At 65.1% G+C, this 14,884-nt stretch carries 10 protein-coding genes; 4 read left to right on the top strand and 6 right to left on the bottom strand.

The window, feature by feature from the left end:
- Positions 1-10: 10 nt before the first annotated feature.
- A complete protein-coding gene (locus QGV55_RS10460) occupies positions 11-448 on the top strand; it encodes a universal stress protein (RefSeq protein ID WP_281016863.1) in 438 nt (145 codons plus the stop codon).
- A gap of 10 nt (positions 449-458) precedes the next feature.
- Positions 459-2,000 (top strand): alanine/glycine:cation symporter family protein, encoded by a 1,542-nt coding sequence (locus QGV55_RS10455; RefSeq protein WP_281016864.1) that lies wholly within the window; start codon positions 459-461, stop codon positions 1,998-2,000.
- Positions 2,001-2,096: 96 nt separating this feature from the next.
- Here the strand turns inward: QGV55_RS10455 and QGV55_RS10450 are convergent, their stop codons facing one another.
- Complete coding sequence (locus tag QGV55_RS10450) at positions 2,097-2,981, bottom strand: AEC family transporter (RefSeq protein WP_281016866.1); 885 nt, start codon at positions 2,979-2,981, stop codon at positions 2,097-2,099.
- 186 nt (positions 2,982-3,167) lie between these two features.
- On the opposite strand from QGV55_RS10450, the gene QGV55_RS10445 reads away from it, so the two are divergent.
- Together QGV55_RS10445 and QGV55_RS10440 are read left to right on the top strand one after the other, a co-directional pair.
- Complete coding sequence (locus QGV55_RS10445) at positions 3,168-4,661, top strand: NAD(P)/FAD-dependent oxidoreductase (protein ID WP_281016867.1); 1,494 nt, start codon at positions 3,168-3,170, stop codon at positions 4,659-4,661.
- 65 nt (positions 4,662-4,726) lie between these two features.
- Positions 4,727-6,649 carry an NAD(P)-binding domain-containing protein gene (locus QGV55_RS10440; protein WP_281016868.1) on the top strand — a complete coding sequence of 641 codons (1,923 nt, stop codon included), beginning with the start codon at positions 4,727-4,729 and terminating at the stop codon, positions 6,647-6,649.
- Positions 6,650-6,673: 24 nt separating this feature from the next.
- Here the strand turns inward: QGV55_RS10440 and QGV55_RS10435 are convergent, their stop codons facing one another.
- Genes QGV55_RS10435 through asnB form a run of 5 tightly spaced genes read right to left on the bottom strand, consistent with a single transcriptional unit; the run spans position 6,674 to position 14,857 of the window.
- On the bottom strand, positions 6,674-8,260 hold the full coding sequence (locus QGV55_RS10435) for a GH3 auxin-responsive promoter family protein (RefSeq protein WP_281016869.1): 1,587 nt from the start codon (positions 8,258-8,260) through the stop codon (positions 6,674-6,676).
- Between the two features lie 49 nt (positions 8,261-8,309).
- Positions 8,310-9,839, bottom strand: coding sequence for a GH3 auxin-responsive promoter family protein (locus tag QGV55_RS10430; RefSeq protein WP_281016870.1), 1,530 nt, complete (start codon positions 9,837-9,839; stop codon positions 8,310-8,312).
- A gap of 37 nt (positions 9,840-9,876) precedes the next feature.
- Positions 9,877-12,162, bottom strand: coding sequence for a xanthine dehydrogenase family protein molybdopterin-binding subunit (locus QGV55_RS10425; RefSeq protein WP_281016871.1), 2,286 nt, complete (start codon positions 12,160-12,162; stop codon positions 9,877-9,879).
- Positions 12,159-12,905, bottom strand: a complete 747-nt coding sequence (locus QGV55_RS10420; RefSeq protein WP_281016872.1) for a DUF1194 domain-containing protein — start codon at positions 12,903-12,905, stop codon at positions 12,159-12,161. The genes QGV55_RS10425 and QGV55_RS10420 overlap by 4 nt, the downstream gene beginning before the upstream one ends.
- Positions 12,906-12,958: 53 nt before the next feature.
- Positions 12,959-14,857, bottom strand: a complete 1,899-nt coding sequence (gene asnB / locus QGV55_RS10415) for an asparagine synthase (glutamine-hydrolyzing) (RefSeq protein ID WP_281016873.1) — start codon at positions 14,855-14,857, stop codon at positions 12,959-12,961.
- Positions 14,858-14,884: the final 27 nt, after the last annotated feature.

Below are 14,884 nucleotides of genomic sequence, written 5' to 3'. Positions count from 1 at the left end.
GGGGTATTCAATGACAGCCAAGATTCTCATCGGGCTTGATGGCAGCGAGGCAGGCGATCGCGCCGTCGCGTTCGCCAAGCAGCTCGCGTCCCTGATCGGAGATTGCGAACTGATCGCACTCTACGTCATCGAATGGTCGCCATATTCGTTCCAGACGGCAGAAGAGAACGCGGAGCGTCACAAGCGGCGTGAAGCGGAAATTGCCTCGGCGAAGGACCGTGTGATCAATCCGGCCGTCAATGCGCTGAAGGCAGAGGGGTTTGCCGCGCGTGGACTGGTCAAGCACGGCCATGTGGCCGACCTGCTGAACGAGACTGCGGTGTCGGAAGGGGCCAGCCAGATCGTGGTTGCGCGTTCCGGGGAGCGTGGGCTGGCGAGCAGGGTGTTTGGTACCTCCACAGCCCATCTAGCCATGACCGCCGAAGTTCCTGTCACGATTGTCGGATGAGGGAGCAATCATGAAAAAGAGCATTATCAACGGTCTCGCGCTGCTGCCCTTCACTGCCGTACCTGCGCTGGCGCAGGAAGGCGGATCGATCGACCAGGCGGTGAACGAGGCATTTGCCGCCGCCACCGGCCCGTTCGTCAGCTTCATCTTCGCGCCGATCCCGGGAACCAGCTTTCCCTGGATCGTGATGTGGCTGGTGGTCGCGGCGAGTATCTTCACGCTGTATTTCGGTTTCATCCAGATCAGGGGCTTTCGCCATTCGATCCAGTTGGTGAAGGGGGATTTCTCCGATCCCGAGGATGCGGGTGAGGTCAGTCACTTCCAGGCTCTGGCCACGGCGCTGTCCGGGACCGTCGGTCTCGGCAATATCGCCGGTGTCGCGGTTGCCGTCGGCATTGGCGGACCAGGTGCCACCTTCTGGATGATCCTTGCCGGTCTGCTCGGCATGGCATCGAAATTCACCGAATGCACACTGGGCGTGAAGTACCGCAACGAATATCCGGACGGCTCCGTCTCCGGTGGCCCGATGTACTATCTCTCCAAGGGTTTCACGGAGCGGGGGCTGCCGGGCGGCAAGGTACTGGCCTTCCTGTTCTCGGTCTTCTGCATCCTTGGTGCGCTGGGCGGCGGCAACATGTTCCAGGCCAATCAGGCGCATGCGCAGATTTCCGGGATTGTCGGTGACTTCCCGGGCTGGATCACGGGCATCATCTTCGCGGCCATCGTCTTCGCGGTCATCGTCGGCGGCATCAAGTCGATCGCCAACGTGACGGAGAAGGTCGTGCCCTTCATGGGTATCCTCTATGTCGTCACCGCGCTGGTCATCCTGATCATGAACTTCGACAAGATCGGCTGGGCCTTTGGCCAGATCCTCGAAGGGGCGTTCACGGGCCTGGGGGTTGCGGGCGGTATCGTCGGCGCCCTGATCCAGGGCTTCAAGCGGGCCGCGTTCTCGAACGAGGCCGGTGTCGGTTCCGCCGCCATCGCCCATTCGGCGGTGAAGACCAAGGAACCGATCACGGAGGGGCTGGTGTCCCTGCTGGAGCCGCTGATCGACACCGTTGTCATCTGCACGATGACCGCACTGGTGATCACGATCTCGGGCATGCTGATCATGGATCCGGCAACAGGCAACTTCGTGCTCGATGGCTCAAGCATCAAGACGGTTGGCGATGTGTCGGGCGTGGCACTGACCTCCGCGGCGTTCGCCCAGGGGTTCAGCTGGTTCCCCTATATCCTGGCGATCGCGGTGATCCTGTTCGCGTTCTCCACCATGATCTCCTGGTCGTACTACGGCCTGAAGGCATGGACGTACCTGTTCGGTGAGGGGAAGACGAAGGAAGTCATCTTCAAGGTGATCTTCTGCCTCTTCATCGTCATCGGCGCGGCGGCAAGCCTGGGTCCCGTCATCGACTTCTCCGATGCCGCGATCTTCGCGATGGCGGTGGTGAACATCACCGGGCTCTACTTCCTGATGCCGATCGTGCGGAAGGAACTGGGGTCGTACATGGGCCGTCTGAAGTCCGGCGAGATCCGCCGCTTCAAGCACTAGGAGGGTTGGTGTCGGCCTTCCGGCCGGCACCGCAACCCGACGACAGGACGAACCCGGGATGCCGGGCCGGTGCCAACCGGTCCGGCATCTCGCGTTTCAGAGCTGTCCGAGTGCCAGCAGCAGCAGGAACGGCAGGGTCAGGAACGAGAGTGCCGTGGAGACCAGGACCGAACCGGCGACCGCTTCGGGCCGCTGATCGTACAGGCTGGCGAAAAGGTAGTTGAAGACGGCGACCGGCATCGCGCTCTGGATGATCAGCACGCCCGTGGCCGTGTCGCTCAGGCCCAGCAGGCGCGCCACCGCCAGTCCGACAGCCAGCCCGACCACCAGTCGGATCGCCGCGACGATACCGGCCTGACCCAGACTGGCGAGGCGCAGGCTCGACAGGGACACACCCAGCGCCAGAAGCATCATCGGGATGGCAATGCCACCCAGCAGTTTCAGCGTATTGTCGATCCAGCCCGGCAGTTCGGTACCTGTGGCGACCATCGTCAGCCCCAGGACCGCCGCGTAGATGACCGGCGTGCGGGCAAGCTGGCGCAGGCTGAACTGGCCGGAGACAACCGCGATGCCGAAGCTGAAATGGTACCCGGCGATCACCGCGAATACGGCGATGGCGAGCGACAGACCCTCCTGCCCGAACGCGAACAGGCACAGCGGCAGGCCCATGTTGCCTGCGTTTGCCATCATGACCGGCGTCAGGAAGGCCCGCAGCGGCAGGCGCGCCAGCTTCAGGGCGAGGCCGCCGACGACCGCGAAACCGATGAGTGTCAGCGCGGTGGCAAACAGCATCTCGGTGAATGCCTCCGCCGATACTTCCAGCTTCGACAGGGTTGCCAGAATCAGGGCCGGCGTGCCGAGATTGGTTGCGATGGCGGTGACAGTTGCCGTATCGAAGGGCAGCCGCAGGCGGCGCCAGCCAAAACCGAAGCCCGCAATGATGAAGACCGGTGCGATGATGGCGAACAGCTGGGCTGTCATGAGGGGCTCCTGCAGGTGCGGGGTGCGACAATGCCCCAGTCAGGGTGACTGACGCCATCTGAATGTTGCGCGGGCGAGCCATTCATTTTCTGAATTGCTCTGCACGGCAAACGAATTGGACAATACCGCCCGGTAGGGCAATTTTACCCGCGGTTCACGCCGCGCTATCTGGGGAGGAGAGCAGCGATGGACGATACGGTTGCACGTTCCAAGGAACAGACCGTAGATACTGGTTCCCGCAGTCTCAGGGTTGCGATCATCGGTGCCGGCATGTCCGGTATCCTGGCCGCGATACGACTGCGGGAAACCGGTGTCCGTGACATCACCATTTTCGAGAAGGCGGATCGGCTGGGTGGCACCTGGCGCGACAATACCTATCCGGGTCTGACCTGTGATGTGCCGTCGCATCTCTATCGATATACCTTCGAGCCGAATGCCGACTGGAGCCGCCGGTTCTCGCCGGGGCCGGAGATTCGGCGCTATTTCGAAGGCGTGGCCGAACGGCACGGGGTCAACGAACTGATTCGAACGAATTCCGAGATCGTGCGCAGCACCTTCAGGGACAGTTGCTGGGAACTGGAGACCATCGGTGGCGACGTGGAGACCTTCGACGCCGTGATCTGTTGCACCGGGGTGCTGCATCATCCCAGCTATCCCGACATCGAGGGCCTGGACAGCTTCGCGGGTGACAGCTTCCACACCGCGCGCTGGAACCATGACGTGAGCCTGAAGGGCAAGCGTGTCGGTATCATCGGCACCGGCTCCACCGCCATGCAGGTGACCTCCGCGATCATCGGTGAGGTCGGACATCTCAGCCTGTTCCAGCGTACCGCGCAGTGGGTCGTACCGCTGCCGAACCCCGAGATTCCGGAGTCGCTGAAGCAGCGCTATCGCGAGAACCCGGAGGAGATGGACGGCCTGTACGACCATCTGTCGGAGCGGTTCGTGGACACCTTTGCCCGCGCCGTCATCGGCGACCGCGCGGAAATGGCCAAGGTGGAGGAGAACTGCGTCAACAACCTGATGGAGAACGTCAGTGATCCGGAACTGCGGGCGAAACTGACACCCGACTACAAGGTTGCCTGCAAGCGTCTGATCATGACCGACCAGTTCTATCCCGCGATCCAGCAGCCGAACGCGGAACTGGTGACCGATGGCATTGAGCGGGTGGAAGCCGGTGGCGTCCGCACCGTGGACGGCCGTCTGCATGAACTGGATGTGCTGGTGCTGGCCACCGGCTACCGCGCCCACGATTTCATGCGCCCGATGAATGTGACGGGCCGCAATGGTCTGACGATCGACGAAGCCTGGGCGGACGCGAACGAAGCCTATCGCTCCGTCGCCGTGCCGGGCTTCCCGAATTTCTTCATGGTGGCCGGCCCGAACAGCCCCATCGGCAATTTCTCCCTCATCCAGGTGGCGGAGGTGCAGCTGGACTACATCATGCAGCTGATACAACAGCTTCAGGCGCGTGAGAGGGCGGAAGTGGAGCCGAAGGCCGAAGCGACCCAGCGTTTCAATGACGAGATCAAGGCGGCCATGACAGGCACGGTCTGGGTCACGGGCTGCAGCAGCTGGTATCTGGACAAGAACGGCAATCCGGCACTCTACCCCTGGGATTTCCAGCATTTCCGCAAGGACATGGCTGCGCCCAACCTGGATGACTTCCTGATCGCCTGACCTTTCTCCTCCGGCCTGTACAGAGGGCGTGCCAACCGGCACTCTGGGGTGGGGAGGACATGATCATGACGAATACCGGAACCGTGAGTGCGGAGGACAGGCGTCTGCTGGCAGACGCCGTCGCCGTCGCCAACATTCCCACCCTGCTGATGGTGCTGGTCCAGATGACCGGCGACCTGGCGTGGCTGGAGCCCAGGTATCACCCGAGTCGTGGACAGGGGCTGGATGACAATGACAGCGGCGGCCTGCCGGAGGATGTGCAGCAGGAAATCCGTGATGCGGCCCTGACTGCCATCCTCGACTGCCGCGCCGGCAAGCCGGTGGCGATTCCCGACCCGGACCCGGATCTGCTGGTGCGGATGCTCGGCATCTCCATGGGGGAGCCGGTGCCGCAGGAATATGGCGAGATGACCAGGGCCCAGCTTGGCCAGCGCCCGGTCGAGCGCAAGCCGATGAAGGTGCCGGATGGTTTCCGTGCCATCGTCATCGGTGCCGGCGCGTCCGGCATGTGCATGGCCGTGCATCTGAAGGCTGCGGGTATTCCCTTCGAGATCCTGGAGCGCAACAGCAGCGTCGGCGGTGTCTGGCTGGAGAACCGCTACCCCGGCGCGGGCGTGGATACGCCGAACCACCTCTATTCCTTCTCCTTCGTCATGTGGGACTGGCCGATGTACTTCGCGCTGCGTGACGAACTGAAGAGCTACATGGAACATGTCGCGGAACACTTCGAACTAACCCCGCACATCCGCTTCCGGACCGAGGTCGTATCGACCGAGTGGCAGGAAGACAGCCAGCTCTGGCGCGTGACGACGCGCGATGCCGACGGGCAGGAGCATGTGGAGCATGCCAACGTCGTGATCAGTGCGTCCGGCATCTTCAACCCGGCGGTCTTTCCCGACATTCCGGGCATCGACAGCTTTGCGGGAGAGAGCTTCCACACCTCCCGCTGGCCGGAAGACCTTGATCTGACGGACAAGCGCGTGGCGATCATCGGCAATGGTGCCAGCGCCATGCAGATCTGCCCGGAGATCCAGGACAAGGTGGGTGAACTGAAGATCTATCAGCGCTCCCTGCACTGGGCCGCGCCGTTTCCGCATTTCCGCAAGCCGGTGCCGGAGCCGATGCGGTTCCTGATCCGGGAGGTTCCGCTCTACCAGGCCTGGTACCGGGTGCGGCTCGGCTGGACCTTCAACGACCGGGTTCACCCGGCCCTGCAGAAGGACCCGGACTGGCCGGATGCGGAGCGGTCACTGAACGCGATCAACGAGGGACACCGGAAGTTCTTCACCCGCCATATCCGTGAGGAACTGGGGGATCGCCAGGACCTGTTCGAGAAGGTGGTGCCGCCCTATCCGCCCTTCGGCAAGCGCATGCTGATGGACAATGGCTGGTACCGGATGCTGCGCAATCCGAAGGTCGAACTGGTGACCGACCGCATTTCCGAGATCACCCCCGATGCGCTGGTGACGGAGGATGGCGAACGCCGCGAGGCGGATGTGCTGATCATCGCCACGGGCTTCGATGTGCTGCGCTTCATCAATACCTATGAGGCGCGCGGTCGCGGCGGGCGCAGTCTGCGCGATGTCTGGGACGATGATGACGCGCGGGCCTTCCTGGGGGCGGCGGTGCCGGACTTCCCCAACTACTTCATCCTCTACGGGCCCAACACGCAGCCGGGCCACGGCGGCAGCCTGCTGTTCGTGATCGAGATGCAGATCAACTACATCATGGACCTGATGGCGAAGATGAACGATCAGGGCATCGGTGCGGTCGCCGTGCGCAAGGATGTGCATGACGCCTACAATGCGAAGGTCGAGGCCGCGCACGAGAACATGGTCTGGACCCATCCCGGCATGAAGACCTATTACCGCAACCGGCTGGGGCGGGTGACGGTCAACTTCCCGTTCCGCAATGTCGATCTGTTCGGCATGACGCGGGAGGCGGATCTGGACGCTTTCGAGACCGAGCCTCGCCGCAGCGCCACCTGATCGACCGGGCGCAGGCCGAGGGGTTCAGGCGGAAAGGGGCAGACGCCGGGAACTGCCCGCGTCCTGCTGCGGATAGCGGAGTTCCGGGCTCTCGGCCGCGATCTCGTGCGTCATCATCGTGAAGCGTGACGGATCGCTGATCACGCGCGGCACCTTGTGCTGCCCGCCGGACTTGCCCTTGCGCGCCATCCAGCGGGCAAAGGTGCCGGGATTGACGAAGCGGAGGCTCGGACCCGCCATGCCGACACCGTTGCGGCGGTGCGTGCCGTAGTCACGACTGAGCGCGTCCAGCGTCGAATCCACCGTTTCCCGGAAGGCGGCGGCGCGCTGGGCCAGGATCGGGTCCGTGACCGGTGTTCCGGTCTCCACGATGAACAGGTGATGCCCGACCGTGCCCTTCCGGCGGGAGAGGACCGGGCCGACGCAATATTCATTGACGGTCAGCCCGGTTGCGTGCGCGGCGGCATTGACCGCCTGGTCGATCTCCGTGCCGATCAGGTGTTCGCCGAACGCACTCAGCATGTAGGACGTGCGGCCCGTGATCAGCAGCCGGGGCGGCTTGCGGTCCACGAAGCGCACGGTGTCGCCGATGCGGTAGGCGAACATGCCGGAATTGGTGGTCAGGATGATGGCATAGTCCTCGCCGGTCTCCAGATTGCCGACCCAGTGGCGCACGGGCCGGTCCGCGTCCAGTTCCGACAGGGGCACGAACTCGAAGAAGATGCCGTTGTCGGCCATCAGCCGCATGCCTTCGCCACTGCCACGGTCGGCGATGGCGATGAAGCCCTCGCTCGCCGGATAGACCTCCCGGGTCGCGGCACTGGTCTGCTGCAGGAAAGGGCGGAAACGTTCCCGGTACAGGTCCCAGGCGACACCGCCATGCACCAGCAACTGCAGGTCGGGAAAGGGGGGCGCGCCGCCGGTCAGTTCGTGCAGCCGCTCGAACAGGATCAGCAGCCAGGTAGGCGTTCCGGAGATCATGCTGATCCGCTGGTGCAGCGACAGCCGCGCCAGCGTCTCCAGCTTCTCCTCCCAGTTGTCCAGCAGCGCCAGTTCCGGCGGCGGGAAGGAGAAGGCGCGCATCCAGCGTGCCTGGGTGCTGGCCGCTATGCCCGAGAGGTCGCCGCCGCGCACGCCGTGTCCCAGGTCTCGGAACGCGGTCGATCCGCCCAGCATGAAGGTGCGTCCCGCCAGCGGGCGGCTCTCGGGATGGTTGGCCAGGTGATGCACCGCAACATCGATGGCCGCGCGCCGGTTGCTGCGAATCATGGCGTCGGAGACGGGCAGGTACTTGGTGCGCCCCGTGGTCGTGCCGGAACTGGTCGCCATGAAGCGCACCCGACCGGACCAGGTCAGTCCGGCAACATCGGGAAAGCCCTCCGACCAGTAATCGTTCCAGAAATCCTCGTAACTGCGGATGGGCACCCGGTCCTGGAAGTCGTGGATCGAGCGGATTCCGGCGAAGTCGTGGTCGTGCGCGAAACGTGTCTTCCGCGCCTGGCGGAGAAGCCCGTGCAACTGGGCCTGCTGCACCCCGACCGTATCCTGCTGCCGCAGCGCGGCGGCGCGGCGACGGGCAACAAGCGACAGCAATGGCGACGGATCGAACATGCCTGATCATCGTCAGGCACCACTACAGGCATATGACCATGGTCCGGTGTCAGCCCTGGTCGGGCGCAGGCGCCGCCGCGATCTCCCCGACCATGGCCATGAACCTGCCCGCGTCGGTGACGACGCGCGGCACCTTGTGCTGGCCGCCGGACTTGCCCTTCGTCGCCATCCAGCGCTCGAACGCGCCCGGCGGCAGGAACCTTAACTCCGGCGGGTTCATGCCCGTGTCGTTGATGCGGTGCGCCAGGTAGTCCTCGTTCAGGTCCTGCAGCACCTGGTCCACCGTGGCGGCGAATCGCTCTGCCTGCGCGGCATCGGGGTCGGTCGCGGCCTCCACCAGGTAGAGATGATGGCCGACGCCGCGGCGCTGTTCGGGCAGTACGGCACCGACGCTGTACTCGTTCACCACCATGCCCGACACTTCCGCCGCGCGGTTGACGGCGCTGTCGAGTTCGCTGCCGATCAGATGCTCGCCGAAGGCGGAGAGCATGTAGGACGTGCGCCCGGTGATCAGCAGGCGCGGTGGCGTGCGGTCCACGAACCGTACCGTGTCCCCGATCAGATAGGCGAACATGCCGGAGTTGGAGGACAGCACGATGGCATAGTCCTCACCCGTCTCCAGGTTGCCCACCCAATGCCGCACGGGGTTCTCCGCCCCCAGCTCGGACAGTGGGATGAACTCGAAGAAGATTCCGTTGTCCAGGATCAGGCGCAGACCCTCGCCATCGCCCCGGTCGGCGACGCCGATGAAGCCCTCGCTGGCCGGATAGACCTCACGCGTTTCCGCCCGCGTCTGTTCCAGGAATGGCCTGAAACGGTCGCGATAGAGGTCCCAGGCGACGCCGCCATGCACCACCAGTTCCAGATCCGGGAAGGGGGCCTTGCCGCCCGTCAGTTCATGCAGCCGCTCGAACAGGATCAGCATCCAGCCCGGTGTGCCGGTCAGCATGCTGATGCGCTGGTCCAGCGACAGCCGCGCCAGACGCTCCAGCTTCTCCTCCCAGTCATCCAGCAGCGCCAGATCGGCGGGCGGGAAGGAAAGGCCGCGCATCCAGGCGGACTGGCCCTTGACGGCAATGCCCGACAGGTCGCCGCTGAGGACACCCTGCCCCTGATCGACCAGAGCCGTTGACCCGCCCAGCATGAAGGTCTTGCCGCTGAGGGGCCGACTGTCGGGACGGTTGGCCAGATGATGTACAGCCACGTCGATGGCGGCGCGCTTGTTGGCCCGCATCATCGCCGGTGTCACGGGCAGGTACTTGGTGGTGCCGGACGTGGTGCCGGAACTGACCGCCAGCCATGGCGCCCGTCCGGGCCATGTCTGGCCGGACAGATCGGGAAAGGCCCCGGACCAGTACGCCTGCCAGAAATCCTCATAGGCGCGGACGGGCACCCGGGCCTGAAAATCGGCAATGGTCCGGATGCGGTCGAAATCATGATCGCGCCCGAACCGCGTGCCCCGTGCCTTTCGCACCAGTCCCAGCAGTTGCCGGGTCTGTGTCTCCACGGGATCCTGATGTTTCAGCACGCCCAGCCGGTAGCGCGCGTACAGCTTCAGCAACGGGGTGAAGTCAGGCATCAGTCGGTTGGTTTCAGGTCAGTGGGCCGCATGTGTTTCAGCGCGCATTCAGGGCCCGCCAGACCTGCGCAGGCGTGAAGGGCGGGTCGAGGTCCATCGTGATCCCCTGACGCTGCAGCACGTCATGGACAGCGTTGGCGATCGCCGCCGGAGCACCATTCGATCCCATCTCCCCGATCCCGCGCGCGCCGAGGATGTTCGTTGACGAGGCGGTCTCGTGGAAATTCACGTCCAGCCCGGGCAGGTCGTCGGCGCGGGGCATGCAATAGTCCATCAGCGAACCGCTCAGCAGTTGCCCGCTGTCCGGGTCGTAGACGGCATGTTCCAGCAGGATTGCGCCGACACCCTGCGCCAGTGCGCCCTGCGACTGTCCGGCAAGCAGGGTCGGATTGATGATCGTGCCCGCGTCGTCGACGGCGCCCAGGCGGTCGAGGCTGACCTTGCCCGTATCGGGATCGATCTCGACCTCGGCGATGACCACGCCATGGGGGAAGGCGGCAACGGAATCGGCAAACTCCTGTGTTGCTGCCAGAGGCTCCTCTTCGGCCAGATCGAACAGGCTGACCTGCCTGTCGGTGCCGGTGATACGAAAGGTGCCCTCCAGGAACTCGATGTCCTCGACCGCAGTCTCCAGCCGGTCGGCGGCGCGCTGGCGACCGATCCGGATCACTTCATCCGCCGTTCGCGTCAGGGTCGCGCCGGAGATGATGGTGGAGGAGGAGCCACCGGTGCCGCCGCCACGCACCAGCCGCTCGGTGTCGCCCTGCCGGACATCGATCGCGGTCGCCGGAATGCCCAGCCGGTCGGCCAGGATCTGCGCGAAGATGGTCTCATGCCCCTGGCCGGTGGACTGGGTCCCGGTCCATGCCTCGATCCGTCCCGTTGCACCATTCACGGTGACGGTGCTGGTCTCGTTCGTCGCGCCGCCAACGGGATGCATGTTGCAGGCGATGCCGCGCCCGCGCAGCAGTCCCCGTTTGGCACTGTCCGCCCTCCGCCCCTCGAAGCCCTGCCAGTCGAGCCTTTCCAGCGCCGCGTCCAGGATCGCCGGATAGTCGCCGCCGTCATAGCTCATCCCCAGCGGCGTCTGCCAGGGCATTGCGTCGGGCTGCACCAGATTGCGCCGCCGGATCTCCTCCGGCGCCAGGCCAAGGGCCAGGGCTGCCTTGTCCACCAGCCGTTCCAGTGTCACCACCATCGGCGGCTTGCCGGCACCACGATAGGCGTCGATCGGAACGGTGCTGGTGTACCAGGCGCGGGACCGGATCGCGATACGCGGCAGGGCGTACATTCCGCTCGCCACCTTGGCCAGGCTGTCGGTCGGATTGCCGGGGCCGAAGGTGGACAGGAACGCCCCGAGATCGGCCAGTGCATCGACCTGCAGCGCCAGGAAACGTCCCTCGTCATCGAACCCCAGCGTGGCATTGGTCACCTGCGGGCGCGCATGGGTCTCCGACACGAAGCTCTCGGTACGGGACGAGGTCCAGCGCACGGGCCGCTGCAGCTTCTCTGCGGCCCAGACAACCGCCGCCTGTTCGGGGTAGGCGAAGAACTTCGGGCCGAAGCCGCCGCCGACGTCGTGCGCGACAACCCGCAGCTTCTCCTTCGGCCAGTGCAGCGCATTGCGGGCGATCTGATGGTGCAGCAGATGCACGCCCTGACAGGCGCTGGTCAGTTCGATGCGGTCGTTCGCCGGGTCCGGTCGTGCCACCACGGCACGCCCTTCCAGCGCCGCGCCGCAGATCCGCTGGGTCCGCAGCCGCAGCGAAACCGTATGTGGCGCGGTGGCGATGGCGTCCGCCGTGCCTTCCCAGTCACCGGTGCCCCAGTCGAAGATCATGTTGCCGGGGGCCGCGTCGTGCAGGGCAGGGGATTCGGTTCCCGCCTCCGTCACCGCGCCCAGATCCTCGATCTCGAACCAGACCAGATCGGCGGCGTCGCGGGCGGCGGCCATGCTCTCCGCCACGATCAGCGCCAGCGGCTGGCCGACGTGATGCACATGCGTCCGGGGCAGGATCGGGCGATAGGCCTCGATCATGCTTGTGCCGTCCCGGTTGGTGACCGGAGCCGTTGTCTTCAGGGTGCCGAGGCCGTCGTTCGCCGCGTCCTCTCCGGTCAGGATGGCGACAACGCCGGGCACGGCGCGCGCATCATCCAGTGTGGCGGACAGGATGCGCCCATGGGCCACTTCGGAACGGACGAACAGACCGACCAGATCGCCCTCCGCCGCCAGATCATCGGTATAGCGGCCCGCACCGCGGACAAGGCGGTTGTCTTCCCGGCGCGTGGCACTGGCGCCGATTCCGTCGAGCATCTTCGTCATTGCAGTACGCGCTCCCTGTCGGGGTCAATATCCAGCAGTGCCATCGGATTGCCGATGATCTCCCGCACCAGTTTCAGGCGGATGGCGCGGGCGAAGTCAACATAGTTGGTGGCGGTGATCAGGAACGATCCCGGCCCGACGATCAGGTCGGAGCGGTAGTAGATATCCAGCCTCGGTTCCTCGTTCAGGATGGCCACGCCATTCACCGTGACATAGGCGGCGCGCGCCATCTCGCGCGCTTCACGTGGCAGGATGCCGTCATTGCTGCCCCCGTCACCTGAAACATCGATCACCCGCCGGCGGACATCGAAATCCAGGCTGTCGAACAGTTTCAGGGACTCGGTCACGGCCTCGCCAAGCGCCGTCCGCCCGCCCCTGACCTGGCGTTCCGCATCCGCGATCCGCTGGGCAAGCTGTTCGATGTCCTCGTCCCTGCGCAGCACGGTCCATGGGATGACCTGCGCCTGCTCCCCCTTTCCGGACCATTGCATCAGTGTCACGGCCATCCCCAGCGGCGCGCCGGTGCGCACGGCCTGGCGCACGGATTCATGGCGAAACGCGTTGGCCAGCCCCAGCATCTGAAGCCGGTATTCCGCATTGTCGACACTGGTGGAGGTATCCACGGCAAGCACGAGAGCCAGATCAAGCCGCCGATCGAACTGCGCCTCGACCGGGCGCGCGAGGCAGTTGAGCGCGGCAAGGAAAATCGCCAGCGCGATCACGGGGGAGGGGGAGGTACGCATGATGCCCCGAGTGTCGCCCTGACGCACTGGCAGGGTAAAGCTGTTTCTCGGTATCAGACCGTCAGGCCGAACCGGCGCAGGAACAGCTCCAGCGTGACCAGGGTCCAGATCAGTTTCTCGTGGTTCTGGCGGCCCCGGTTATGGTCGCCCAGCGTGCGCTCCAGTTCGCCACGGTCGTAGAGATCACGGCTGAGAGAACCGGTGCCGGTCAGGTGATCGTGGACCCAGTCCCGCATGGAGGTGCGGAACCAGTCGTTCACCGGTACGCGGAATCCGACCTTCGGGCGTTCCAGGATCTCGGCGGGCAGGATGCGTTTCATGCCCTGGCGCAGCAGCCACTTGTCTTGCCCCCCGCGGATCCGGCAGTCGTCGGGCAGACGGGAGACCACCTGGGCCAGCTCGTGATCCATGAAGGGCATCCGCCCCTCGATGGAAGCGGCCATGGTCATGCGGTCGCCACGCTCCAGCAGGTTGTCGGGTAGCCATGATGTCTGGTCGAAGTACTGCAGGCGGCGCAGCGGGCTCGTGCCCGGTGCCGTCCGGAACGGAAAGCTGTCGGGGGGCGTGCGGTTCAGGTCATCATCGGCCGGCCCGGCCAGCAGGCGCGCGGTGGCGTCAGGTCCCAGCGCACCGAACCAGCGCGGGAAGCGATCCTCGACGCTTCGCTGGTCCAGGCTGTCGAACAGGGTCTTCACCCGCCGGAACGAGTAGGGCAGGGCGCTGACCAGGGGCCGCACGAGACCCCGATGCAAGGCGTTGGGCATCAGCGTGTGGTAGCGGCTGGCATGCCGCTCGAAGCGGTGTTTCGGATAGCCGGCAAGGATCTCGTCGGAACCTTCGCCGGTCAGCACCATCTTCACGGTCCGGGATGCCTCCACCGACAGCAGGTAGATCGGAATGTCCGATGGCTCCGCCACGGGCGCATCGCGGTAGCCGATCAGGTTCGGCAGGTGGTCCATCAGGGTATCGGCGGAGACCTCCAACTCGTGATGGCTGGTGGAGAACTGTTCGGCGATGTCGCGGGCGTAGCGCAGTTCGCTGTATGCGCCTTCCCTGAAGCCGACCGAGAAGGTGCGGACCGGCAGCTCACTCCGTGCCGCCATCAGCGCAACGATGGCGGATGAATCTATGCCACCCGACAGGAAGGCCCCGAAGGGCACATCCGAGGCCATGCGCAGGCTGACGGATTCCTGCAGCACATCCATGAAGGCGCTGACCGGATCATCCGTTTCAAGGGGCGACTGCGGGCTGCCGTCGGGCGGTGACCAGTAGCGACTGACCTTCAGCGATCCATCCTGCCAGACGGCCACGGAGGCGGGGGGCAGCTTTTCGATGCCTTCAAAGAAGGTATCCGGCCCCGGGACATAGCGGTAGTTCAGGTAGGACGGGATGACGCCCGTATTCAGGCGCGGGACATAGCCGGGGACCGCCAGCAGTGCCTTGATCTCGGAGGCGAAGAAGGTGCCTCCCCCCTGCCGCAGCATGAAGACCGGCTTCTTGCCGAAACGGTCGCGGGTGACGGTCAGCCGCTCGGCCTCATGTTCCCAGACCATATGGGCGAACATGCCGCGCAGGCGGCGCACCGCGTCCGGCCCCCAATGCGCGTGTGCGGCCAGCACGACCTCCGAGTCGGACGTGGTCTCGAACCGGTAGCCGGCGGCCTTCAGTTCCTCCCGCAGGGTGACGTAGTTGTAGACCTCCCCATTGAAGACCATGGAGAGGCGGCGCCCGTCCGGCGCGGTATAGTGCATCGGCTGGTCGCCGGTGGTCAGGTCGATGATCGCGAGTCGGCGATGGCCAAGTCCCGCCTGATGCCGCCCGTCGCGGGTGGCGCAGAACAGATGTCCTTCACCATCCGGGCCGCGATGGGCGATCCGGTCGGTCATGGCATGCAGCACACTTTCAGGCGGGCCGCCGTCGGTCGCAGTGATCCAGCCCGCTATGCCGCACATCAGCCAAGCGGTCCCGTTGCCGGGCCT

This window comes from Minwuia sp. IMCC3009 (assembly GCF_029909415.1).
Classification (GTDB): domain Bacteria; phylum Pseudomonadota; class Alphaproteobacteria; order Minwuiales; family Minwuiaceae; genus Minwuia.
This window is presented reverse-complemented; position numbering and strand designations above follow the sequence as displayed.

Coding starts and splice junctions, on each gene's coding strand:
- QGV55_RS10460 (WP_281016863.1), top strand. CDS start 11: ATGACAGCCAAGATTCTCATCGGGCTTGATGGCAGCGAGGCAGGCGAT.
- QGV55_RS10455 (WP_281016864.1), top strand. CDS start 459: ATGAAAAAGAGCATTATCAACGGTCTCGCGCTGCTGCCCTTCACTGCC.
- QGV55_RS10450 (WP_281016866.1), bottom strand. CDS start 2,981: ATGACAGCCCAGCTGTTCGCCATCATCGCACCGGTCTTCATCATTGCG.
- QGV55_RS10445 (WP_281016867.1), top strand. CDS start 3,168: ATGGACGATACGGTTGCACGTTCCAAGGAACAGACCGTAGATACTGGT.
- QGV55_RS10440 (WP_281016868.1), top strand. CDS start 4,727: ATGACGAATACCGGAACCGTGAGTGCGGAGGACAGGCGTCTGCTGGCA.
- QGV55_RS10435 (WP_281016869.1), bottom strand. CDS start 8,260: ATGTTCGATCCGTCGCCATTGCTGTCGCTTGTTGCCCGTCGCCGCGCC.
- QGV55_RS10430 (WP_281016870.1), bottom strand. CDS start 9,839: ATGCCTGACTTCACCCCGTTGCTGAAGCTGTACGCGCGCTACCGGCTG.
- QGV55_RS10425 (WP_281016871.1), bottom strand. CDS start 12,162: ATGACGAAGATGCTCGACGGAATCGGCGCCAGTGCCACGCGCCGGGAA.
- QGV55_RS10420 (WP_281016872.1), bottom strand. CDS start 12,905: ATGCGTACCTCCCCCTCCCCCGTGATCGCGCTGGCGATTTTCCTTGCC.
- asnB (WP_281016873.1), bottom strand. CDS start 14,857: ATGTGCGGCATAGCGGGCTGGATCACTGCGACCGACGGCGGCCCGCCT.